This is a genomic window from Micromonospora sonneratiae (assembly GCF_042679305.1).
GTDB lineage: Bacteria > Actinomycetota > Actinomycetes > Mycobacteriales > Micromonosporaceae > Micromonospora_H > Micromonospora_H sonneratiae.
Genome location: NZ_JBHTMP010000055.1, coordinates 19,772 through 42,760 on the forward strand (window position 1 = coordinate 19,772; position 22,989 = coordinate 42,760).

The 22,989-nt window shown below is 69.0% G+C and carries 22 protein-coding genes; 10 read left to right on the top strand and 12 right to left on the bottom strand.

Annotated elements, in window-relative coordinates:
- The first annotated feature begins 202 nt into the window (after positions 1-202).
- Genes ACFQ4H_RS26725 through ACFQ4H_RS26735 form a run of 3 tightly spaced genes read left to right on the top strand, consistent with a single transcriptional unit; the run spans position 203 to position 2,326 of the window.
- Positions 203-643, top strand: coding sequence for an XRE family transcriptional regulator (locus ACFQ4H_RS26725; protein WP_377575730.1), 441 nt, complete (start codon positions 203-205; stop codon positions 641-643).
- Complete coding sequence (locus tag ACFQ4H_RS26730) at positions 633-1,136, top strand: hypothetical protein (RefSeq protein WP_377575732.1); 504 nt, start codon at positions 633-635, stop codon at positions 1,134-1,136. The genes ACFQ4H_RS26725 and ACFQ4H_RS26730 overlap by 11 nt, the downstream gene beginning before the upstream one ends.
- A gap of 23 nt (positions 1,137-1,159) precedes the next feature.
- Positions 1,160-2,326 (top strand): MAB_1171c family putative transporter, encoded by a 1,167-nt coding sequence (locus tag ACFQ4H_RS26735; RefSeq protein ID WP_377575735.1) that lies wholly within the window; start codon positions 1,160-1,162, stop codon positions 2,324-2,326.
- A 164-nt stretch (positions 2,327-2,490) separates the two neighbouring features.
- Here ACFQ4H_RS26735 and ACFQ4H_RS26740 read toward each other — a convergent pair whose 3' ends face one another.
- Together ACFQ4H_RS26740 and ACFQ4H_RS26745 are read right to left on the bottom strand one after the other, a co-directional pair.
- On the bottom strand, positions 2,491-4,074 hold the full coding sequence (locus tag ACFQ4H_RS26740) for a sensor histidine kinase (RefSeq protein ID WP_377575738.1): 1,584 nt from the start codon (positions 4,072-4,074) through the stop codon (positions 2,491-2,493).
- On the bottom strand, positions 4,052-4,795 hold the full coding sequence (locus ACFQ4H_RS26745; RefSeq protein ID WP_377575740.1) for a response regulator transcription factor: 744 nt from the start codon (positions 4,793-4,795) through the stop codon (positions 4,052-4,054). Before ACFQ4H_RS26745 ends, ACFQ4H_RS26740 begins: the two co-directional genes overlap by 23 nt.
- A 164-nt stretch (positions 4,796-4,959) precedes the next feature.
- Between ACFQ4H_RS26745 and ACFQ4H_RS26750 the strand changes: the two genes are divergently transcribed.
- Positions 4,960-5,871, top strand: coding sequence for an FAD:protein FMN transferase (locus ACFQ4H_RS26750; RefSeq protein ID WP_377575742.1), 912 nt, complete (start codon positions 4,960-4,962; stop codon positions 5,869-5,871).
- A gap of 365 nt (positions 5,872-6,236) precedes the next feature.
- The gene (locus ACFQ4H_RS26755) at positions 6,237-6,848 is read left to right on the top strand and encodes a superoxide dismutase (RefSeq protein ID WP_377575744.1); all 612 of its coding nucleotides are present in this window, start codon (positions 6,237-6,239) and stop codon (positions 6,846-6,848) included.
- Between the two features lie 82 nt (positions 6,849-6,930).
- Here the strand turns inward: ACFQ4H_RS26755 and ACFQ4H_RS26760 are convergent, their stop codons facing one another.
- The 7 genes from ACFQ4H_RS26760 to ACFQ4H_RS26790 all read right to left on the bottom strand — a co-directional run bounded on the left by ACFQ4H_RS26760 (position 6,931) and on the right by ACFQ4H_RS26790 (position 15,462).
- Entirely contained in the window at positions 6,931-7,611 is a 681-nt protein-coding gene (locus ACFQ4H_RS26760; protein WP_377575746.1) for a response regulator, read from the bottom strand.
- Complete coding sequence (locus ACFQ4H_RS26765) at positions 7,608-10,148, bottom strand: sensor histidine kinase (protein ID WP_377575748.1); 2,541 nt, start codon at positions 10,146-10,148, stop codon at positions 7,608-7,610. Before ACFQ4H_RS26765 ends, ACFQ4H_RS26760 begins: the two co-directional genes overlap by 4 nt.
- 85 nt (positions 10,149-10,233) lie before the next feature.
- Entirely contained in the window at positions 10,234-11,115 is an 882-nt protein-coding gene (locus tag ACFQ4H_RS26770) for a potassium-transporting ATPase subunit C (protein ID WP_377575750.1), read from the bottom strand.
- Entirely contained in the window at positions 11,115-13,301 is a 2,187-nt protein-coding gene (kdpB, locus tag ACFQ4H_RS26775; protein WP_377575752.1) for a potassium-transporting ATPase subunit KdpB, read from the bottom strand. The genes ACFQ4H_RS26770 and kdpB overlap by 1 nt, the downstream gene beginning before the upstream one ends.
- Positions 13,302-13,326: 25 nt before the next feature.
- Positions 13,327-14,982: a potassium-transporting ATPase subunit KdpA gene (gene kdpA, locus ACFQ4H_RS26780; RefSeq protein ID WP_377575754.1), complete on the bottom strand. Its 1,656-nt coding sequence runs from the start codon at positions 14,980-14,982 to the stop codon at positions 13,327-13,329.
- A complete protein-coding gene (gene kdpF, locus ACFQ4H_RS26785) occupies positions 14,983-15,072 on the bottom strand; it encodes a K(+)-transporting ATPase subunit F (RefSeq protein ID WP_377575757.1) in 90 nt (29 codons plus the stop codon). It abuts the gene before it with no gap.
- A 183-nt stretch (positions 15,073-15,255) separates the two neighbouring features.
- Entirely contained in the window at positions 15,256-15,462 is a 207-nt protein-coding gene (locus ACFQ4H_RS26790) for a hypothetical protein (RefSeq protein WP_377575759.1), read from the bottom strand.
- 103 nt (positions 15,463-15,565) lie between these two features.
- Here ACFQ4H_RS26790 and ACFQ4H_RS26795 point away from each other — a divergent pair, with 103 nt between their 5' ends.
- A complete protein-coding gene (locus ACFQ4H_RS26795; RefSeq protein WP_377575762.1) occupies positions 15,566-15,991 on the top strand; it encodes an OsmC family protein in 426 nt (141 codons plus the stop codon).
- 59 nt (positions 15,992-16,050) lie between these two features.
- Here the strand turns inward: ACFQ4H_RS26795 and ACFQ4H_RS26800 are convergent, their stop codons facing one another.
- Entirely contained in the window at positions 16,051-17,208 is a 1,158-nt protein-coding gene (locus ACFQ4H_RS26800) for a CapA family protein (RefSeq protein ID WP_377575765.1), read from the bottom strand.
- A gap of 377 nt (positions 17,209-17,585) precedes the next feature.
- On the opposite strand from ACFQ4H_RS26800, the gene ACFQ4H_RS26805 reads away from it, so the two are divergent.
- Positions 17,586-18,431 (top strand): hypothetical protein, encoded by an 846-nt coding sequence (locus ACFQ4H_RS26805; RefSeq protein ID WP_377575768.1) that lies wholly within the window; start codon positions 17,586-17,588, stop codon positions 18,429-18,431.
- A 28-nt stretch (positions 18,432-18,459) separates the two neighbouring features.
- On the opposite strand, the gene ACFQ4H_RS26810 is transcribed toward ACFQ4H_RS26805, so the two are convergent.
- Positions 18,460-19,002: an ATPase gene (locus ACFQ4H_RS26810; protein WP_377575771.1), complete on the bottom strand. Its 543-nt coding sequence runs from the start codon at positions 19,000-19,002 to the stop codon at positions 18,460-18,462.
- Positions 19,003-19,265: 263 nt separating this feature from the next.
- Here ACFQ4H_RS26810 and ACFQ4H_RS26815 point away from each other — a divergent pair, with 263 nt between their 5' ends.
- Positions 19,266-20,114 carry an aldo/keto reductase gene (locus tag ACFQ4H_RS26815; protein WP_377575773.1) on the top strand — a complete coding sequence of 283 codons (849 nt, stop codon included), beginning with the start codon at positions 19,266-19,268 and terminating at the stop codon, positions 20,112-20,114.
- 33 nt (positions 20,115-20,147) lie between these two features.
- Here the strand turns inward: ACFQ4H_RS26815 and ACFQ4H_RS26820 are convergent, their stop codons facing one another.
- On the bottom strand, positions 20,148-20,471 hold the full coding sequence (locus ACFQ4H_RS26820; protein WP_377575776.1) for a hypothetical protein: 324 nt from the start codon (positions 20,469-20,471) through the stop codon (positions 20,148-20,150).
- A gap of 239 nt (positions 20,472-20,710) precedes the next feature.
- On the opposite strand from ACFQ4H_RS26820, the gene ACFQ4H_RS26825 reads away from it, so the two are divergent.
- Together ACFQ4H_RS26825 and ACFQ4H_RS26830 are read left to right on the top strand one after the other, a co-directional pair.
- Entirely contained in the window at positions 20,711-21,700 is a 990-nt protein-coding gene (locus ACFQ4H_RS26825) for a DUF2267 domain-containing protein (RefSeq protein WP_377575779.1), read from the top strand.
- Between the two features lie 40 nt (positions 21,701-21,740).
- Positions 21,741-22,814, top strand: a complete 1,074-nt coding sequence (locus ACFQ4H_RS26830) for an AI-2E family transporter (RefSeq protein ID WP_377575782.1) — start codon at positions 21,741-21,743, stop codon at positions 22,812-22,814.
- Positions 22,815-22,989 lie beyond the last annotated feature (175 nt).

Below are 22,989 nucleotides of genomic sequence, written 5' to 3' on the forward strand. Positions count from 1 at the left end.
GGTAGATCCGTTGGTGGTGGTGGACCACGTATCCAGCGGTCGGCAGAGCTGTGTCACACGGGCACCACAGCTGAAATGAATCTGCGTTCACCGACAATTCATATCAGCTAAAGTCCAGCCCCGCTAGGATGTCGTAGGCCGTACGCCCCGTCAACACCAGGAACGGGCGCTCTCCGTTGCGGGGGAAGGAGGGAACGACTGCATGGTCCCACCCGCTGCCCAGTCCACCCTTGCCGAGAAGATCAACCGACTCTTCGAAATCATCCGGCGTCCAGACCGGGAGCAGTACCGCAACGAGGAGGTTGCCAGCGCCTGCCGCGAAGCCACCGGCGAGACCTTCTCGGCCACCTACCTCTGGCAGCTGCGCACTGGCCGTCGGAACAACCCGACGAAACGGCACCTTGAGGCCCTGGCCCAGTTCTTCCAGGTGCCGCCGGCCTACTTCTTCGACGACGAGCAGAGCGCCCGGATAGCCGAGGAACTCGAACTACTCGGTGCACTCCGGGACAACGCCGTACGTCAGATCGCCCTGCGGGCCGTCACGCTCTCACCGGAGGGACTCGACACGATCAGCGACATGATCGAGGCGATCAGCCGACGCGAGGCGCGCCGGAGCGCAGCCATGGAGCGCGATGGCAATTGACCGCCGCATGTGGCGCAGGTGCCGGCGGATCGTCGAGGGGCTGACGATACCCACCCCCTTCGCACCTGCGCCGTTCATCGCCGCCCTGGCCAGCCAGCGCGGCCGGCCGGTCGAACTCGTGCCGATGGCCGGCCGCTCCGGCCACTGCGGCGCTCTCGTCAGCACCGACCAGGCCGACTACATCTTCTACTCCGCCAGCACCACCCAACTGCACCGGGAGCACATCCTGCTGCACGAGGTGGGCCACCTGCTGTGCGGCCACATCGGTGACACCACCTTGGACATCCTGCCGAAACTCCTGCTGCCCAGCCTCTCCAGTGAACTGGTTCGGCGGGTCCTCGGCCGGTCCGACTACTCGGCCGAACAGGAGCAGGAAGCCGAGCTGGTCGCCTCGATGATCGCTCAACGGGCCCACCGCCGGTCCGGGTCGTCCGTATCCCCCGAATTCGCGGACGGTCTGGCACGATTGGGTTCCGTCTTCGACACTCCCTGAGAAGTTCGACACCCCTCGAAAGCATGGACTGGCTCAACTACTGTGCCTGTGCGCTGGCCGTCAGTGTCGCCGGATACAAGCTGCTCCGGGTACGACGTGACCGCCGGGCATCCGGCCTGCGCTACCTGTCGGCGTTCTTCCTGTGCCTCGGGCTCGGTCTGGCCACCATGGCACACCCGACGCTGATCCTGGCCAGCCGCTTCGAGGCGGTGCCGAACCTGGCCCGTCTGGTCGGCAACAGCCTGGAGATGGTGGCGGCCTACTTCCTCGGCGCGCTCGGCCACGACATCGCCAAGCCGGAGCAGACCGGGCGGTGGCTACGTCGGCACGGACTGGTCCTGGCCGGGGCAATCACCCTGATGACCGTGCTGATGCTGGTCGCGGACACCCACTTCACGCTCAACTTCGTCAACGTGTACTCCCGTAACCCGGCGGTGGTCGGCTATCTGGTGGTGTTCTTCGTCTACATCACGGTCAGCCTGGTGACCTTCATCAGCAGCGTCGGCGGCTACGTACGGCACGTCGAGGCCACGACGCTGCGGGTCGGGCTCCGGTTCGTCGTCATCGGGGCGGCCATCGGCATCATCTGGGCCGCGTGGTCCGGCGTACGTCCGGTGTTCACGCTGTTCACCGGCAGGTCACTGGCGACGACCCTGCCGGTCGGCACACTGATCGGCACTGTCTGCATGCTGCTCTGGCTGATCGGAGCCACGCTCACCGCCTGGGGTACCCGACTCACCGCACCGCTGCGCTGGGCCCGGGCCGTGCTGCGTTACCGGCAGATCGATCCGCTGTGGCGGACCCTGCGTAGGGCGGTACCGCAGATCGCGCTCAACACGACCGCGAGGCTGGCCGCCGGTGCCGAGTTCGCGCTCTACCGTCGGGTCATCGAGATCCGCGACGCGCAACTGGCGCTGCGCGCGTACGCCCACCCGGACGTGGCCCGCTGGGTCGGTCCAACCGCTGACCCCGCCACGCTGGAGGCTGCGGTGATCGCGGCTGCGCTGGTCGGGCACGCCGCAGGCCACCACTACGGCGCTGATCACCCGTTCCAGGAGGTCGACGCCTCCCTGGCCTCGGAGAGCGCCTGGCTGGCCCGGGTGGCCCGACAGTTCGCCGGTTCGGCGGAGGTCGACCGGGTCCGCCAACTGGCCATCGACGAGACGAAGACTTCCACCGGACAGGCCTGACCACGGGCGTCCACCCCCGGTCCTGACCGGTGGGGTTACTGGTCCTGCCCCGCCTCTACGCGGGCTCCGGCGGGAGCAGGTCGAGGTGCCGCCCGGATTCGTGGACGATCTGATCACCACCGTGCTATGCGGGATCGGCCCGAACAGCTAGCCCCGCCCGACGGCTACGCATCGGCGGCGAGCCCGGGCAGCCGTACGGTGAAGGCGGTGTGGCCGGGCCGGCTGGCGACCGTGACCGAACCACGATGGGCCTCCACCACGGCGGCCACGATCGCCAGCCCGAGGCCGGTGCTGCCGGCTGCCCGGGACCGGGAGGTGTCCCCCCGGCTGAACCGCTCGAAGACCTCCGCCTGCAACGCCGATGGGATGCCGGGTCCGTTGTCGGTGACGGTGACGACGGCCATCCCGTCCCCGGACACCGACAGGCCCGTCGTGACCGTGGTGCCCGGCGGAGTGTGGGTACGGGCGTTCGCCAGCAGATTCGCCAGGATCTGGTGCAGCCGGGCGGGATCCCCGAGGACACGGACCGGCTCGGCGGGCACATCCAGTCGCCATCGGTGCTCGGGACCGGCGACATGGGCATCACTGACCGCGTCGACCGCCAACGCCGACAGGTCGACCGGCTCGGTGGCCAGGGGACGCCCGGTATCCAGCCGGGCCAGCAACAGCAGATCCTCGACGAGCCGGGTCATCCGGGCGCTTTCCGACTCGACCCGGCGCAACGCGTGTGCGACGTCGTGCGGCACCGGCTCCCGGGTCCGTCGGGTGAGTTCGGCGTAGCCCCGGATCGCGGCCAACGGCGTACGCAGTTCGTGACTGGCGTCGGCGACGAACTGACGTACCCGGGTCTCGCTGGCCTGCCGGGCGGCCAGCGCGGCGGCTACGTGTCCGAGCATCCGGTTGAGTGCCGCGCCGACCTGCCCGACCTCGGTGCGCTGGTCGGTGTCGGCGACCGGTACCCGGACCGGCAACGCCACCTCGCCCCGGTCCAGTGGCAGCTCCGCGACCCGGCCCGCGGTGGCGGCCACCCGGCGCAACGGTCGTAGGGCGGCACCCACGATCAGCGCGCCGGCCGTACCGGCCATCAGCAGCCCGGCCCCGGCCACGACCGTCTGCACCGCGATCATCCACCAGACGGTCCGCTGCACATCGGTCAACGGCAGGCCGGTGACGAAGATGTTGCCGTCGGGCATCTGCCGGGCAACCAGCCGGTAGTCACCGAGGTCACCGAGGTCACGGGTGCGGGCCCGGCCGTCGGCCGGCAACGCGACCAGCGTCGTGAGGTGCTCCGCCGGCACCGGTTGCTGCTCGACCGCTGCGTCGGGACGGAAGGTCGCCGCCCACTCGACCTGGCCGTTGGACACTCTCGCGGTGAGCGTACCGGTGGTCTGGCCCCGGGGGAACGGCTCACCGAGACCACCGGGCGGCGGACGGCCGGGTGGGCCGTAGAACCGGTTCGCGGCCATGACGAGTCGCTGATCGAGCTGTTCGATGAGGAAGTCGTGCAGCGCCACGGTGGTGACCACCCCGATCACCACACAGACCGCGGCCAGCAGGGCCACCACCGCGGCCACCAGCCGGGTCCGCAACGTCAGTCCCGCGATCCACCACCGGAGGGCGCGTAGCCGGCCGAACCCGCGCCGCGCCGCGCCGCGCCGGCCGGACCACCACGCTCCCGCTGCCCGAAGCCGGGACCCGCGCCGGACGGGGTCGTCCGACAGCGGCTCAGTCGGCGGGTCGGAGGACATATCCCGCCCCGCGCAGGGTGTGGATCATCGGCTCCCGGCCTGCGTCGATCTTCTTACGCAGGTAGGAGATGTACAGTTCGACCACGTTGGCCTGGCCACCGAAGTCGTAGTTCCACACCCGGTCCAGGATGTGCGCCTTGCTCAGCACCCGGCGTGGATTGCGCATCAGGAACCGCAGCAGTTCGAACTCGGTGGCGGTCAACATGATCAGCTGACCACCCCGGCGCACCTCGTGGCTGTCCTCGTCCAGGCTCAGATCACCGACCACCAGCACCGCGTCCTCGCGGGGTGTGACCGCGACACCGGACCGACGCATCAACGCCCGCAACCGGGCCACCACCTCCTCCAGGCTGAACGGTTTGGTCACGTAGTCGTCACCGCCGACGGTCAGCCCGGCGACCCGGTCCTCGACGGCGTCCCGCGCGGTGAGGAACAGGACGGGCACGTCGGGCATCTGGTCCCGCAGCCGCCGCAGCACCTCGAAGCCGTCCAGGTCGGGCAGCATGACATCGAGTACGACCGCATCGGGCTGGAACTGCTTCGCTACCCGCACCGCGCCCGCACCGGTGTTCGCGCCACGCACCTGCCACCCCTCGTAACGCAGCGCCATGGCCAGCAGGTCGGTCAGGGTCGTCTCGTCGTCAACCACCAGTACCCGTACCGGCTGGCCGTCGGGGCGGCGCAGCTCGACGGGTCCGGTGGGTCGCGAAGTCGGGGCCATCCCCAGATCATCGCGCTGATCGCTGTGCCCGGCCTCGGCATTTTCTGTGTGTCGGCTGTGTGGCCGAATATTGCGGCACACAGCTGACACACAGGTCAGCCACATCATCGACACAGCCCCCGCCCCGACCCTGGCCAAGACGACGGCACAGGCAGGAGGCAGGTATGCGGACTGCGCGGTGGGCCTACCGGGGCACAGCGGTACGGGTGACGGTCACCGATCCGGCGGACCTCACGGGGGCGCGGCGGCTGGTGACGACCGAGCTTTCGGCGATGACCCGGGTCTGCTCCCCCGGTCGGACCGACACCGAACTGTCCCAGGTGCACCGGGCAGCCGGCCGACCCGTACGGATCAGCTCGCGACTCACCGGCCTGTTACGGGCCGCGCTCGGCTGCGCCGCGCTGACCGACGGAGACGTCGACCCGACCGTCGGGATGGCCATCCTGCGGCTCCGGCTGCAGCGGCCGTGGCTGCCACGGTACGGCTCGTCGATCGAAACCGGCCGGGCCGACGGCGACTGGCGCAGCGTGGTCCTCCGTACGGGCTGGCTCACGGTACCCGCCTCGGTAGTGCTGGATCTCGGCGCCGTCACCAGGGCGTACACCGCCCAACGATGTGCGGATCTGCTGGCGGCACGGTACGGCAACGGCGCGCTGGTCGGGCTCGGTCGCTGCGTCGCCACGGCCGGGCTGCTGCCCGCCGAGGGTTGGCCGGTATCTCTCGACGGTGAACGGATCATGCTGGCCGGTGCGGCTGTCGCCACCTCGTCCGGGCTGGACCGCGACCCGCCCGGGTCCGGGATCATCGACCCGCGCACCGGTCGGCCACCGGAACCGTTGTGGGCCAGTGTGTCGGTGGTCGCGACCGGCTGTGCCGCCGCCAAGGCGCTGAGTGCGGCAGCGGTGCTGCGGGGCTACGACGCCGTGCCGTGGCTGGAGTCGCTCGGCGTGGCCGCTCGGCTGGTCACCGTGGACGGAACCCGGAAGTCGGTCGGTGCCTGGGCAGAGTGGCCGGGCACCTGGCCGGCGTGGCACCCCGGACCCACTCTGCCACCGGCCCGGCCCCGTCACTCCTGAGCAGCCGGTGCACCGGCCGCCGTCACCGGTCGACGAGATTCGCGTCTCACGGTGCTGGTCGCGCGCCGGTACGCCCCTGGGGGTCCACCCGCACCAGGCCCCGAAGGCCAACCGGCAGCCGACGGTGGAGCGGTGGCCCGTCCGGACGGCACCGGACTATCTCACCGGCATGGTGCTCCTGGCCACACTGGAACGCCTGGACCTCAAGTCCACTTGAGGTCCTACTGTGATCTTCATGAGCGCGACACGCAGCTACGACGAGACCCGTGAGGTCGAGATCGAGGCGATCAAACAGAAAGCTATTGCCTAAGATTGGCAAGTAAGCACTCTTTGCAAGAAGTCTCTGAAACCGAGAGGGTCCGAACGTGAGCACCTACACCCTGCCCGACCTGCCCTACGACTACGCGGCGCTGGAACCGCACGTCAACGGAGAGATCCTCGAGCTGCACCACGACAAGCACCACGCCGCGTACGTCAAGGGCGCCAACGACACCCTCGAGCGCATCGCGGAGGCCCGGGACAAGGGCGACCTCACCAACATCGTGGGGCTGGAGAAGACCCTTGCCTTCAACCTCTCCGGGCATGTACTGCACTCGCTCTACTGGCAGAACATGTCCCCGGACGGGGGCGGACGGCCCGAGGGCGACCTGGCCGAGGCGATCACCGAGTACTTCGGTTCGTTCGAGGCGTTCCACGCCCAGATGTCGGCGGCCACCACGTTGGTACAGGGCTCGGGCTGGGGAGTGCTGTCCTACGAGCCGGTCGGCGGGCGGCTCGTCGTCGAGCAGGTCTACGACCACCACGGCAACGTCGGCATCGGGTCGGTGCCGCTACTGGCCTTCGACGCCTGGGAGCACGCCTACTACCTGCAGTACCGCAACGTACGGCCGGACTTCGTCAAGGCCATGTGGGAGGTCGTGAACTGGCCGGACGTGGCGGCCCGGTACGCCGCTGCGGTGGCCACCCGCAACAGCTGACCCGGTACCACTGTCCGCTCGGTGGGGGGGTTGGCCAGACAGCCGGGCCGGATCATGTGGACAGGCACGGGCCGGGTGTGGGCTACGGCTGGAAGCGGTAGCCCATGCCCGGCTCGGTCAACAGATGGCGGGGCCGGGCCGGATCGTTCTCCAACTTGCGACGCAGCTGTGCCATGTACTGCCGCAGGTAGTTGGTTTCGGACTGGTACTGCGGCCCCCACACGTCGTGCAGCAGCTGGCGTTGGCTCACCAGCCGGCCCGGGTTGCGGATCAGGATCTCCAGGAGGTGCCACTCGGTCGGGGTCAGCCGTGTCTCCGCGCCGTCGTCGGCGCTCACCACGTGCGCGGTCAGGTCGACGGTGTGCCGTCCGATGACGACAGCTGGTATCGCCTCCCCCGACCCGGTGCTGCGCCGGGTCACCGCCCGTACCCGGGCCAACAACTCGTCCACACCGAACGGCTTGGTGACGTAGTCGTCGGCACCGGCGTCGAGCGCGGCCACCTTGTCCTGGCTACCGGCCCGTCCGGAGAGAACGATGATCGGGACGTTGGACCAGCCACGCAGTCCACGGATCACCTCCACCCCGTCCATGTCGGGCAGGCCGAGGTCGAGCACCACCAGGTCCGGATGCTGGCTGGCGGCCAGCCGCAGCGCAGCGGCCCCGTCGGCGGCAACTGCCACGTCGTACCGGCGGGCCCGCAGGTTGATCCGCAGCGCACGCAGGATCTGTGGTTCGTCGTCGACCACCAGCACCCGGGTCACAGGCTGTCTCCTTCCGCCGAGGGCAGGCTGAGCACCAGTGTCAGTCCACCACCCGGTGTATCCTCCGGCACCAGGGTGCCACCCATCGCCTCGGCCAGCCCCCGGGACAGGGCGAGCCCGAGGCCGACCCCCGCGTGGTTGTCCCGGTCACCATGTCGCTGGAACGGTAGGAACACCTGTTCCCACTCCTCATGTGGGATGCCCGGCCCCTGGTCCACCACCCGCAACTCGACCTGCCCGCCGTGCTCACTGGCGGTGATCAGGGGTGGTCGGTCCGGTGGACTGAACCGGAGGGCGTTGGCCACCAGGTTGACCAGCACCCGCTCCAGCAGCCCCGGGTCGGCCAACACGGCGGGCAGGTGGGCGGGCAGCAGCACCTGGACCTGCCGAGCGGGCTCACCCAACTCGTCCAGCGCCGGTGGGACCGCGTCTTCCAGACCGATCGGCACCAGGGACAGGCCGAGCACCCCCGCCTGCAACCGGCTCATGTCCAGCAGGTTCGCCACCAACCGCCCCAGCCGGTCCAACGATTCCTCCGCAGTGGCCAGCAACTCCTCCCGGTCAGCCTCGTCGAACTCGACCTCCACGCTGCGCAGGCTCGTCACCGCCGCCTTCGCCGAGGCCAATGGCGTACGCAGGTCGTGGCTGACCGCCGCCAGCAGGGCGGTACGCATCCGGTCGGCCTCCGCCAGCGGGCGGACTGCGGCGGCCTCCTCGCTGAGCCGCTCGTGGCGCAGTGCCACCGCCGCCTGGGCGGCGAACGCCTCGACGATGCGCCGGTCGGCGGCATCCAGCAGCCGGCCGCAGAGCACCAGCGAGAGGGTGTCGTCGACCCGTACGTCGACGTCACCGGCGGCAGGGGTGTGGCAGGGCTGCGGCCCGACACTGGCGGCAACCCGCCAGGCGTTGGGGTCACGTTGCCGGTCCGGGCTGGGCGGCGCATCCGGCACCCGTTCGAGCAGGGTCACCGTACGCAGCGCGAAGGTTTCCCGCAGTCGTTCCAGCAGGGCGGTCAGCGGTCGCGTGCCGCGTAGGACACCGCCAGCGACAGCCGCCAGGGTGTGCGCGTCGGCGCTGGCCCGGGCGGCCTCCCGGGTCCGGCGGGCGGCGAGGTCCACCACCGCGCTGACCGCCGCCGCGACGACGAGGAAGACCGCAAGCGCGAGGAGATTCTCCGTTTCGGCGATGGTGAAGGCCCGCATCGGCGGGGTGAAGAAGTAGTTGATGAGCAGGGAGCCGACGACCGCCGCCAGCAGCGCCGGCCACAGGCCGCCGACCAGCGCCACTGCGACCACCGCGGCGAGGAACACCAGGATCTCGCTGGTCAGCGACAGGGCATCCTCGAGGAGCAGGCCCCCGTACGTGAGCAGTGGCATGCCGACCGTGGCCAGTGCGAAGCCGGCCAGCCGTCGACGGCGCGACAGTGCGCTGCCGACCGAGATCTGCCGCCGGCCGCGACCGATCTGCTCGTGGGTGACCAGGTGGACGTCGATCGATCCGGATCGCGCGGTGGTGGTCACCCCGACCCCGGGCGAGAGTAACTGCGCGAACCGTCCCCGACGACTGGCGCCGAGCACGATCTGGGTGGCGTTCACCCCTCCGGCGAAGTCGAGCAGCGCTGCCGGAATGTCGTTGCCGGCGACCTGGTGGTACGTGCCGCCGAGGCTCTCGATCAGCACCCGTTGCCGGGCCAGTTGGGCCGGATCCGCGCCAGCCAGCCCGTCGCTACGCGCGACGTGTACGGCCAGCAGGTCCGCGCCCTTGCTGCGGGCCGCGATCCGGGCGGCCCGGCGGATCAGGGTGTCCCCCTCGGGGCCGCCGGTCAGGGCGACCACCACCCGCTCGCGGGCCTCCCAGGTGTCCCCGATGCCCTGTTCGGCCCGGTAGCGGTCGAGCTGGTCGTCGACCTTGTCGGCCAGCCAGAGCAGGGACAGCTCGCGCAGGGCGGTGAGGTTGCCGACCCGGAAGTAGTTGCCGAGCGCCGCGTCGATCTTGTCGGGGCGGTAGATGTTGCCGTGTGCCATCCGGCGGCGCAACGCCTCCGGGGTCATGTCGACCAGCTCGACCTGCTCGGCCCGTCGGACAATCTCGTCCGGTACGGTCTCCCGCTGCTTCGCCCCGGTGATCTGCTCGACCACGTCGTTGAGCGACTCCAGATGCTGGATGTTCACCGTGGAGAGCACGGAGATGCCCGCGTCCAGCAACTCCTGCACGTCCTGCCACCGTTTGAGGTTGCGGGAGCCCGGAACGTTGGTGTGTGCCAACTCGTCGACGATGGCGACCTCGGGCCGGCGGGCCAGCAGCGCGTCGAGATCCATCTCGGTGAACTCCGAGCCCCGGTAGGTCATCGTCCCCCGGGGCAGGACCTCCAGATCGCCGATCATCGCGGCGGTGGCCTTCCGGCCGTGGGTCTCCACGAACCCCACGACCACGTCGGTGCCCCGTTCCGCTCGGCGGTGCGCCTCCTCCAACATCGCGTAGGTCTTGCCCACACCGGGTGCGGCCCCGAGGTAGATCCGCAACTGTCCACGTGCCACGTGTCGATCCTGCCCTTGCCGGTAGGGAAGGGCCCCTTCCGATCGTTTTCTGTCTGGCAAGGGGCCCTTCCTCACGTCTCAACGGTCAGCGCCGGACCGGAAATTTCCGGTCCAGGGCCAGGTTGAGTTCCAGTACGTTCACCACCGGCTCCCCCAGGAAGCCCAACGTCCGCCCCGAAGTGTGCTCGTCGACCATCCGTTGGATGGTGGCGGTGTCGGTGCCCCGCTCCCGGGCGACCCGGGCCACCTGGATCCGGGCGTACGCCGGGCTGATGTGCGGGTCGAGGCCGCTACCGCTGGCGGTGACCGCGTCGGCCGGCACCGCCGGGTCGGCCGGGGCGTCACCCCGGATCGGGGTCACCACACCCCCGCTGTGGTCCTCGCCGATCTTCGCGCACTCGACGGTGATGCCGGCGTAGGTCGACAGGAACGGTTGCGCCGGGCAGGCCTGGTTGACGCTGACCACCCGGACCACCGGGCCGGTCAGCCCGTCCCGGTGGTACACCGACAGGACCGCGCCGACCCCGTCCGGGGTGCAGTACGGCCGCCGGCCGTCGACACCGTCCAGTTCACCGACCGCCCTGCTGCGGGCGCAGACCTGGGTGAGCAGGCTCTGCGACGCCGACTCCGGGTCGTCGGACAGGGTGTCGACCACGCTTTCCGGGCCGAGGTTGCTGGCGCTGGTGGAGGTCGGGTCATAGCCGTCACCGGCGGCCGAGGGGCGGCTCTGGAAGTAGGCCGGCAGCGGGTTGCCGTCGGCATCGGTGTACTGCTGCCCGATGAGCCGGCTGCCGACCGCCGTACCGTCGGCGTTCCTGATGATGGAGCCGTCAGTACGGTCGTCGAGTCCGGGTATCCGGCCGACGGCGACCATGGCCAGCGGATAGGCCAGCCCGAGCAGGACGGTGAAGACCAGGACCGCGCGCAGCGCGGCGAGGTGCTGGGAGAGCCAGGAGGGTAGGCGCATCACGAGATCCCTGGAATGAGCTGGATGACGAGGTCGATCAGTTTGATGCCGACGAACGGGGCGAGGATTCCACCCAGTCCGTAGATCCACAGGTTGCGGCGCAGCAGGGACGCCGCACTGCTCGGCCGGTACCGCACGCCGCGTAGGGCCAGCGGTACGAGCGCGACGATGATGATCGCGTTGAAGATGACCGCGGACAGGATCGCCGACTCGGGGCTGGACAACTGCATGATGTTGAGCCGGTCCAGACTCGGGTAGACCGCGGCGAACATCGCCGGGATGATCGCGAAGTACTTGGCGATGTCGTTGGCGATCGAGAACGTGGTCAACGCACCCCGGGTGATCAGCAGTTGCTTGCCGATCTCGACGATCTCGATCAGCTTGGTCGGGTCGGAGTCCAGGTCCACCATGTTGCCGGCTTCCTTGGCGGCCGACGTACCGGTGTTCATCGCCACCCCGACGTCGGCCTGGGCCAGCGCCGGTGCGTCGTTGGTGCCGTCGCCGGTCATCGCGACCAGCCGGCCACCTTCCTGCTCCCGCCGGATCAGGGCGAGCTTGTCCTCCGGTGTCGCCTCGGCGAGGAAGTCGTCCACCCCGGCCTCGTCGGCGATCGCCCTGGCGGTGCGCGGGTTGTCGCCCGTGATCATCACCGTACGGATGCCCATCCGGCGCATCTCGTCGAAGCGTTCCCGCATGCCGCTCTTGACCACGTCCTTGAGGTGGATCACCCCCAGGGCGCGGGCCGGGCCGCCGTCGACGTGCTCGGCGACCACCAGTGGGGTGCCACCACCACCGCTGATGGCATCCACGATCTGCCCGACCGTGTCGGAGGGGTGGCCGCCGTTGTCGCGTACCCACTTCATCACGGCGGTGGCCGCGCCCTTGCGGATCCGACGAACCCCGCCGTCAACTCCCTCGGCACCGAGGTCGACGCCGCTCATCCGGGTCTGTGCGGTGAAGGGTACGAACGTGGCGTGCGGCACCACCCCCTCCTCGCGGGCCCGGATCCCGTACTCGTTCTTGGCCAGTACGACCACCGACCGGCCCTCGGGAGTCTCGTCGGCGAGGCTGGACAGTTGGGCCGCGTCGGCCACCTCCTCCGGGCTCACCCCCTCGACCGCGAGGAACTCGGCGGCCTGCCGGTTGCCCAGCGTGATGGTGCCGGTCTTGTCCAGTAGCAGGGTGTCCACGTCGCCGGCGGCCTCGACCGCCCGGCCGCTCATCGCCAGCACGTTGCGCTGGACGAGACGGTCCATGCCGGCGATCCCGATCGCCGACAGCAGCGCGCCGATGGTGGTGGGGATCAGGCAGACCAGCAGCGACGCCAGCACGATCCCGGTGACACCGTCACCGGTGATGGCGGCGGTGTCCGGGGCGGCGGCCTGGAACTCCTTCGAGAAGATGGCCAGCGGCTGCAGGGTGACGACCGCCAGCAGGAAGATGATGGTGAGTGCGGCCAGCAGGATGTTCAGCGCGATCTCGTTCGGCGTCTTCTGCCGGTTCGCCCCCTCGACCAGGCCGATCATCCGGTCGATGAAGCTCTCTCCGGGCCGCTGGGTGATCCGTACGACGATCCGGTCGGAGAGCACCTTCGTGCCACCGGTGACCGCGCTCCGGTCGCCGCCGGACTCGCGGATCACCGGTGCCGACTCACCGGTGATCGCCGACTCGTCCACGCTGGCGATGCCTTCGACGACGTCGCCGTCCCCGGGGATCACGCTGCCGGCCTCGACCAGCACGATGTCGTCCAGCTTCAACTCGGAGGCGGCAACGGCCTCTTCGCGGCACTGGGCCGACCGGGCACCCGGCGTCCAGCCGACCAACCGGGTGGCGATGGTGTCCTTCTTGGCCTGCCGCAACGTGGCGGCCTGGGCCTTGCCCCGGCCCTCGGCGACCGCCTCGGCCAGGTTGGCGAAGACGACGGTCAGCCACAGCCAGACGGTGATCGCCCAGGCGAAGACGCTCGGATCGACGACGGCGAGCACCGTGGTGAACGCCGCGCCGACCTCCACGATCAGCATCACCGGGTTACGCCACAGCGTGGCTGGGTTGAGCTTGCGCAGCGCGTCGGGCAGTGAGCGGAGCATCTGCTTGGGGTCCAGCAGCCCGCCGCTGATCCGCCTGACCGGTTCGCCGGCCGACGGCCGACCGTCCGTCGACACGGGTGCCACAGGGGTGACAGTCATTCTCTTCTTCCTCAGCAGGTCTGTCTCACAGGCCCTCGGCCAGCGGGCCGAGAGCGAGTGCGGGTAGGAAGGTCAGGGCCACGAGGACCACGGTCACGCCGACCACCATCCCGACGAACAGCGGCCGGTGTGTCGGCAGGGTGCCGTCCGAGGCGGGTACGGGCTTCTGCCTGGCCAGCGACCCGGCCAGCGCCAGCACGAAGATGATCGGCAGGAAGCGGCCGAGCAGCATGCAGAGCCCGAGTGCGGTGTCCCACCAGGGGGTGTTGACGGTGATGCCGCCGAAGGCCGAACCGTTGTTGTTGCTGGCGGAGGTGAACGCGTAGAGCACCTCGGACAACCCGTGCGGCCCGACGTTGAGTGCGGTCGAGTTGTTGCCGGTGGCGAACGCGGCGGCCGTACCGGCCAGCACCAGGGTCGGTGTGATCAGGAAGTACATCGAGGCGAGCTTGATCTCCCGGGCACCGATCTTCTTGCCGAGGTACTCCGGGGTACGTCCGACCATCAGACCGGCGACGAAGACGGTTATCACGGCGAGGATGAGCAGGCCGTACAGACCGGCTCCGACACCACCCGGGGCCACCTCGCCGAGCATCATGTTGATCAGCGGCATCATGCCGCCAAGCGCGGTGTAGGAGTCGTGGAACGAGTTGACCGCGCCGGTCGAGGTCAGCGTGGTGACCGCAGCGTAGGTGGCCGAGTTCGACACCCCGAACCGGCTCTCCTTGCCCTCCAACGCGGCACCGATGGCCTGCGGCACCGTGCCGCTACCGGTCAACTCGAACGCGTTGGTGAGCGCGACGCTGGCCACCGCCAGGATCGCCATCACCGCCACGATCGCGTAGCCCTGCCGGTTCTGGCCGACCATCCGACCGAAGACCCTGGGCATACAGAACGGAATGACCAGGATCAGGAACATCTGCAACCAGTTGGTCCAGGTGGTGGGGTTCTCGAACGGGTGGGCACTGTTGACGTTGTAGAAACCACCACCGTTGGTGCCCAGCAGCTTGATCACCTCCTGGCTGGCCACCGGGCCGCCGGTGATCGTCTGGGTGCCACCGGTCAGCGTGGTCACGTCCGTACCACCGGAGAGGTTCTGCACTGCCCCACCGATCATCAGCGCGATCGCGCCGAGCACCGAGATGGGCAGCAGGATCCGTAGGGTGATCCGGGTCAGGTCCACCCAGAAGTTGCCCAGCTGCTCGGTGCGGCTCCTGGCGAAGCCGCGGACCAGGGCGACCGCGACCGCGATGCCCACCGCCGCTGAGACGAAGTTCTGCACCGCCAGACCGGCCATCTGTGCCAGGTGGCCCATCGTCGACTCACCGGAATACGCCTGCCAGTTCGTGTTGGCCACGAACGACACGGCGGTGTTCCAGGCGACGTGGTCGGTGACCGGGTCGAACCCCAGGGACAGCCACAGCTTGTCCTGCAACCGAAGCAGGGCGTACAGGAACAGCAGTGACAGGGCCGAGAAGGCCAGTACACTGCGGGCGTACCGGCCCCAGCTCTGTTCCGCCCCGCTGTCGACGCCGATCGCCCGGTAGATGCCCCGCTCGACCCGCGAATGCGTGGTGCCGGACACCACCCGGAACATGTAGTCGCCCAGCGGGCGATAGACCGCCACCAGGGCGGCGCCGAGCGAGACGATGAAAATCACGCCCGAAGTCGTCGTAGTCATCTAGAAACGCTCCGGAAACAACAGTGCGACCACCAGGAAGACGGCCAGTCCGGCCGCCACGACCAGACCGACAACATTGACCGCGTTCACAGCCGTTCCACCGCCCGTACAAGCAGGGTGAAGGCCGCGAACAGTCCCACTGTCAGCAGCACGAACACGACGTCGAGCACCGAACGTCTCCTCCATCAACAGGTCAACCGTGGTCGCCACCGACCACGTCGTGACCATGCAAGCGCGTAGGAGGTGGCCCGGACAGGACTCCTGACGGTCCCGCTACGGCCGCAACACGGTTCTTGACGTCGTCTTGACACGAAAGGTCGTGGGTTCGCAGGCGAGCGAGCCCGTACGCGATCGGGCGACGAGCAGGAGTTGATCGGCGTACGCCGCTGCGGTGGGCAACACCCGGTGGAGCCGGTCGACCGCTTCCACCACGGGCGGTACGGCGACCGGTGGCACCCCGCCGAGGTGATCGAAGGTCACGCCGCGACGTCGGCGGCGCTCAAGCTACCCAACCCGGCTGGTGGTCGCGGCGTTTTACGGCGTGTCGGTCGGGTAGCCCGCTGGAGAGCGACGGGGGGACGCGATGCCGCAATCGAGTTCATGGGCGCACGAGGCCACAGCCACCGCCGAGGGCGGACACCTGCACACCGAGGACGGCGAGTTGTCCACGCCGTTGGCGTCGCCGTTGGCGCCACACTGCAACGGGCTGGCGCCCGAGCAACTGCTGGCGGCGGCGTTCGCGTCCTGCCTGCACCACGCCGCCGTCGAGGCGGCAACCGACATAACCGACGAGGCGCATACCGTACGGGTGTCCGCCAAGGCACGGCTCGCCCGTGACCCCGATGGCCGCTACCACGCCGACGTACGGGCGAGCATCGCGTCGGTGGGGCTGACCCGGGACCAGTTGATCGACCTGGCCGAGTACGCCGACCAGCTCTGGCCGTTCTCCAGCAACGGCGAGGGGCGACACACGCTCACGGTGGTCCCGGCCGAACCACGGGGCCGCTGATCCCGCTGGGCATGCATGCATGGATGGGGCACATCGACCGGCCCGGGGCAGCTGACTCCTCAGCCCCGCATCCGCAGTCCGTCGGCCAGCGCGCCGCGCAGGTCGACGTACCGGTTGATCCGCTGCTGGATGCGGGCATAGTCGGCGCGCCGCTCGGCGGGCAGACGGTCGTCCCGGATGGCCGACTGTAGATCGATCACCCGTGCCTCCGGCTCGTACTCCATCCAGGTGGCCAGCACCTCCAGCCGGGTCACCTCCCACCGGCCCGACTCGCCACGGGTGAACGTGAACTGCGGCACCACCGCATCCTGGGTGTTCTCCGGCGATCCATCGGGAAATCTCGTGGTCAGGTTGCCGATGCCGTACGCCACCCACTTGTTGCCGATCTTCTCGAAGGGCTGCACCACGTGCACGTGGTGCCCCACGATCAGGTCGATGTCGGGTGAGTCCAGCAGGTCACGGGCCAAGCCGAGCTGTCCCTCGTCCGCCTCGTTCTGGTACTCGGTGCCCCATTGCAGGGACAGGATGACTATCTCCGCGCCCTGCTCCCGCGCCCGCCGCGCCTCGGCCAGGATGGCGTCCCGGTCGATCAGGTTCGCCACCCATTTCTGCCCCTCCGGGCGGGGGATGCCGTTGAAACTGAAGGTGTACGACAACTGCGCGACCTTGACGCCGGCCACGTCCAGGATGTTCGGTCGCTGTGCCTCGGTCGCGTCCCTGGCGGTTCCGCTGTGCCGCAGCCCCACCCGGTCGAGGTTGTCCAGCGTGCGCTGGATGCCGGGCAGGCCCGTGTCGAGCGAGTGGTTCGAGGCTGTGGAACAGGTGTCGAAGCCCGCCCAGGCGGCGGCGTCGGCCAGTTCGGGTGGAACGCTGAACAGCGGGTACCCGGTGAACGGGCCGGAGGGTTCGGCCAGCGGCGTCTCCATGTGGCAGATCGCAAGATCGGCCTGACTGACGATCGGCCGCACGGCGGCCAGCACCTGGGTGAAGTCGTGCCCGTTGCGCCCGGCGGCGCGGGCATCCGCAGCAGCCTGTTCGGTGAGCGGCGGATGCACCAGCAGGTCCCCTGCGGCGACCACGGTGAGTTCGGTCTTGCGGGCGGCGGGCTGAGCGCTGGGGGGCGGGTCGGACCGGTCGGCCGTCACCCGTTTGGCTGGCGCGCTGCACCCCGCCACCAGCATCATCGCCAACACCGGCACCGCTGCGATCTTGCGCATCTTGCGTTTCCTTCGGGTTGCTCTGTCACACATGCTTGTGGCGGCCGTGCCATGGACAGGCACGTCCGACGCCGAACTCGTTTGCCGCAGTCAGACCGATGGTCATCCGTAGGTCCACGCGAGGCTCCTACGGACAGGGGTAGGGCCTCGATCGAACGGAGGATCAGCGCAGAACCGCTGGACGCCGAACCCGGCTGAGGCCGAGATCAGCCTGTTTCAAGCTCTAGCCGGTGAATTTACGGATATGCCGGGCTTATCACCTCTGCCCTGGGTAGCCCAATCCTGTCAGCTGTTGCCCACCTGGACAGCAAAAACTGTGTTTCATGCCACCATCGGGGACGGTCGCCATCGGGTGTCGCCACGCCTAGCCTCAGCGGGTGCCTGCCAGGAATAGGGAAGATCAGGGATCAAGCATCACCGACCGGACCGACCGTTCGGTGGAGTCCGCCTCAACCAGCCAGCCAGTCGGCCGCCATCGCGCCGCAGGTCGGCTGTCCAACGGCCTCGGGCTGCGTCGCGCGTTCTCCTCGACTCCGGTACGCCTGCTGCTGGTCACGGGCGCGACCTGCTGTCTCGGACTGGTCGCGTTCGCCGGATCGCAGCCGCCGCCAGCCGCCGAAGAGCCCCCGCCGGGCGCGCTGGCCGAGCGGGCAGCGGCGATGGCGGACCAGCCAGCATCACGGGCAACGGAACGGGCGGCAGCGCCGACACCGACGGCGACGCCACCGCCGACCCGGTCGGCAACAGCCAGCCCCACACCGGTCAGAAAGCCCACGAAGCCACCGAAGCCGAAGCCCGTCGCCGGGTTGACCCAGGCCCAGATGGACAACGCGAACATCATCGTCCAGGTCGGCATCAAACTGAAGGTGCCCCGACCGGGCCTCGTGGTCGCCGTGGCCACCGCCATGCAGGAGAGCAACCTCTACAACCTGGCCAGCGAGGTGCTCCCGGAGTCGAAGAACTATCCGCACCAGGGCACCGGCTTCGACCATGACTCGGTCGGCCTGTTCCAGCAACGCACCAGCACCGGCTGGGGCGCAGTCAAGGATCTGATGCGCCCCGCCTACGCAGCGCAGAAGTTCTACGAGGCGCTGCTCCAGGTGCCCGGCTGGCAACAGCTCAGCCTCAGTGCCGCAGCACAGGCCGTACAGATCTCGGCGTTCCCGGACGCGTACGCGAAGCACGAGGCACGGGCAACCACCATCGTTGCGGCGCTGATCTGACGCCTACGCCCAGCCCGAAACCGTTGGGCTACCGGCCCGGGGCGTTCGGCTTCACGTGACCGCTGGCCGCTCCCCTGGTCGCCGGCACACCGGCCGACACCGACGGACCACCGGCGGTTGCCGTCCGGTCGGTCGCGGCATAGACGAGGTCGACCTCGCGCAGAATCTCGTCCACCCGTGCCTCCCGCCGACGGCGGGCCTGCAACGCGGCCTCGAAGTCCCGGCGGGCCTGCAGAGCCTCGGCGTAGACCTGGTCCCGTAACAGTCGCGCCTCCTCCCGAGCGGCAGTGAGTTCGTTACGTGCCTGTGCCCGGATCTCGGCCGCTTCCTCCTCCGCCACCGCTAGCATTTCCTGCATCCGGGTGGAGGCGGACGTGCGATAAGCGCCCGGCTTCCCACTCAGTAGGCCACGCAGCCGCTCGACCTCCTCCCGTACCAGGTCCAGCTCCTCACTGGCCTCGGCGGCGGCCTCCGCCTGCGCCGCCATTCGCCCCAACTGCCGGCACAGGTCCTCCAGACAGGAGTCGACCTGGTCCTGGTCATAACCGATCTCAACGACGGAGAACTCCATACCTCGCCCCCCAGGCAGCTGCTTTACCTTCCAGCTGCAATCCTCGCGCAGCTCGGCGGACCAGTCGGGGCAAAAGCAGAAAAATGTTCAGCATTCGCAGGGCTTCGCCACTCTCCCGCTGATCACGCCCGCACGCCGTACCGGGATCTCGGAGCACCTGTTTGGCCGGCCTCTTGTGTGGGTAGGCGCGCGCCGTCGGCTGTTGTCCGACCGCATCCGGTACGCCTCGTCCGCGTCGGATCACTCGCGCCAGAGGAGGCCATGTGACGGAACGGAACGTCCCTACCATCACCCTTCCATCCGGTGACGAGATTCCGGTCCTCGGCCAGGGCACGTGGGGCATGGCGGTCGATCCGCGGCGCCGCGATGCCGAGGTGGCCACCCTGCGCACGGGCATCGAACTCGGCCTCACCATGATCGACACTGCCGAGTCGGACACCGACGGGAACGCCGAGGAGTTGGTCGCAGAAGCGATCGCCGGGCACCGGGACGACGTTTTCCTGATCAGCAAGGTCCCACCGGAGAGCACCGGACGGGAGGAGACGATCCGGGCATGCGAGCGCAGCATCAGACACCTACGGACCGATCGACTCGACCTCTACCTCCTGCACTGGCGGGACACCCTGCGGCTGGACGAGACGATCGAGGCGCTCACCGTCCTGATCACCCAGGGCAAGATCCGTCACTGGGGTGTCGGCGACTTCGACCTGACCGACCTGGCAGAACTCACCAGCATCCCGGGCGGTACGGCCGTCGAGACCGATCAGGTGCTCTACAACCTGAGCCGCCGGGGCATCGAATGGGAACTGCTCCCCCGGTGCCGTGACGCGCGACTACCCGTGATGGCCTACTCGCCGTTCGAACAGGCTCGGCTGCGTGGCCACCCCACCCTGACTCAGCTGGCCGACCGCCATGAAGCCACCCCGGAACAGATCTGCCTGGCCTGGGTGCTGAGCCAGGACGGGGTCTGCGCCGTACCAACGGCCAGCAACCCGGACCACGTCAGACAGAACCGGGCCGCGCTCGAGGTGATCCTCACCGAAGTGGACCTGGCCGAACTGGACCAGGCGTTCCCGGCGCCGACCAGCCCACGCCCGCTGGAGACGCTCTGACCGGGCTCAGGGCGCTGCGCCAGAGGCGCTCAATCAGGTCGTCGAGGTCACCGGTTGCAGCAGCTCCGGCGGCACCCCACTACCGGACGTGGTACGACCGGACTGGTAGGCATCCTCGGGCTCACCGGCATCCGGCGATTGAAAGAGGTAACGAACGAAGTCGACGCCTGCCTCGTTGTCGTCGGAACCGGGCCACTGGCCGACGGAGTCAACACCGACGACCTCGCGGCTGGCGGTGTCGGCGTCCTCGACCAGCGCCCACACGGTCACCGGGTAGGAGCAGGTGGCATCGGGCGCGACGCGCCAACGGGCGTACCACCCGGGCCGAGCAGGAACGATCTCGATGATTCTCCTCATGGCGACCTTCCTTCCGCGAACCGTCGGAAGCTTGTGGTCCAGCTCGATGGTGAGCTTCGCCGGGGTGAGCACCCCTCACCCCGCCGTGATGAACCAGCAGTCAACGCGGTCAGGTCGGGGCGGCCCAGCCGTTTCGGCGGTCCACCACCAGGGAAGGCGGGGGCGGAAACCCAAGGTGAAGCGATTGATCGCACCGGTTCGGTGAGCGTTGGTTCGGAAGAGCGAAGCGAGGCGCAGTCATGGGAAAACAGATGGAAGGCGACAACAAGCGTCGCCGTACGCTGGCCCGTAAGGCCCGCAACGGGGGCCAGCAGCCCAGCCAGGCGGGGGTGACCCTAGGTGCGTCCAAGCAGTTCGAGCATCTGGACCGCGGCCAACGGGCCGGTCCCCAGCCGGCGGGAACCCGCAAACCGACCCCCGACAAGGGCGGACCGGTACCACCTCCGCAACCCGCACCCGCAGCCCGGCCGTGGCCGATCCCGGACTCACCAGGATCCGCGGAGCTGTCCCAGGCATCGCCTGGCGTCCCCGTCATCCGCTACCAGGAACTGGTGAGCGACGTCGGCCGCCGCACCGGAATCGACTTCGATCAGGCCCGGTCCGCCGCCGAGGCGACCGTGATCGCCCTGGCGCTGGCGCTCGACGAGGCAGACCGGGAGCGACTGCTCGATGCGGTACCGGCCGAGCTGCACAACAGCATGTCGACGACCGCCACGAACCGACGTCGGGACCTGGCCGGCTTCCTGGAGGAGGTCGCCCGGCTCAGCCACCGCACCCCGGAACAGGCGCGTTACCAGGCGGAGGCGACGATCAACGCGATCGCTGAACGGGACCGGGACCTCGTCGAGTCACTCGACCTGCCGATGGATCTGCGAGACCTGGTGCAACCGCTGCCGGAAGGCGGTCTGGTAGGCGCGACCGGACACACCGCGCCACTGACCGCCGCGCAGTTGCGGGCCGCGCTGGCCGACCTGCCGTACTGGGCGGGAGACCAGAAGTCACTGTCACGCACCATCGAACTGCCCCGGGAGAACCTGGACCGGGTGATGCGACGCCTCGAACTACTACATGAGCAGACCGGTCGCGGTCCACGTATCGGCCGGGAGAGCGACCGTACGGCCGTGATCGTCGTACGGACCAGGCAGGTGGACGCGGTAACAGCCATGGACATCGAACTCGCACACCAGGTCGACGCCGCGATCGACGAGGTCGGCGCGGGAATGGCGTGACCCGTGGTGGATCCGAGCTGGCGAGCAAGGACCCGGTCGGATGACGAGTGCCGATGATCGGGCCCTCGCGCGACGGGTCGTCATCGTCATCGGGCTGCTGCTGGCCAGCCTGCTGGTCCTGCTCTTCGTCTACGCTGCCCGTCGGGTGCTGGTATGGATCCTGGTCGCGATCCTCTTCGCGGTGGCGCTCAATCCCGCCGTCAACTGGACCGAACGCCGGATAACAAGATGGCGATGGCTGGCGACCCTGCTCGTGTTCGTCACCGCCTTCGGAGTGCTGGCCGCACTGACCGCGCTGATCGTCATACCGGTCACGGACGAGATGGCGCAACTGATGGAACGGTTTCCCCAACTCCTGCACGACATCCGCAGCGGACGCGGCCCGATCGGCGGCCCGTTGGAACGGTTCCATCTCCGGCGGTACGCCGAGTCACCAGAGATCCAGCAGTACGGCACCCGCCTGCGGGAACCGAGCCTGGACGTGCTGCGTGGTGCCGCGATAACGGTGGGTGGCGCGGTGACCATCGGCGTGCTGGCGTACCTGATGGTTCTTCAGGCACCGAAACTCGTCACCGGGCTGCTCGGTCTCGTCGACGAACGGCACCGGGCCCGGATTCGTCGCATCGGCGTGCAGTGCGCCCGTACCATCACCGGCTATCTCAGTGGAAACCTGCTGATCAGTGTCATCTGCGGCGCCCTGACCTTCGCCACGATGGCGATCATGGGCGTTCCGTATGCGGGGGTCCTCGCGCTCCTGGTGGCCATCGCCGACCTGATCCCCCTGGTCGGCGCGACCCTGGGCGCGGTGATCGCCGCTGGCGCCAGTTTCTTCCACTCCACCCGCGCCGGCATCGTGGTCCTCGTCTTCTTCGTGGTGTACCAACAGATCGAGAACCACGTCCTCCAACCGATGATCTTCTCTCGCATCGTTCGGCTCAGCCCACTCACGGTCCTGGTCAGCCTTCTGATCGCCGCTGACCTGGCCGGAATCGTGGGTGCACTGTTGGCGATCCCGGCCGCAGGGGTCATCCAGATCATCGGGCGCGACCTCTACCAGGGTCGCCGTCGTCGGACGCCAGGGGACAGACCTCCTCCAGCGCCTGAAACGCCCTAGCGGCCGGCGAGTCGGACATTCCGCCGCCCCGCCCGGCAGCTCCCCGGCGGGTCTTTCCGGTTTTGGGTCATTCGTCATTTGAATCCCCATGATCAACCCGCCGGGATGCCCGGATCCGCGGAATCCACGCCCGCCGCCGATGGTTGTACATCGCGTACGGCCGAGCAGCCCCCCG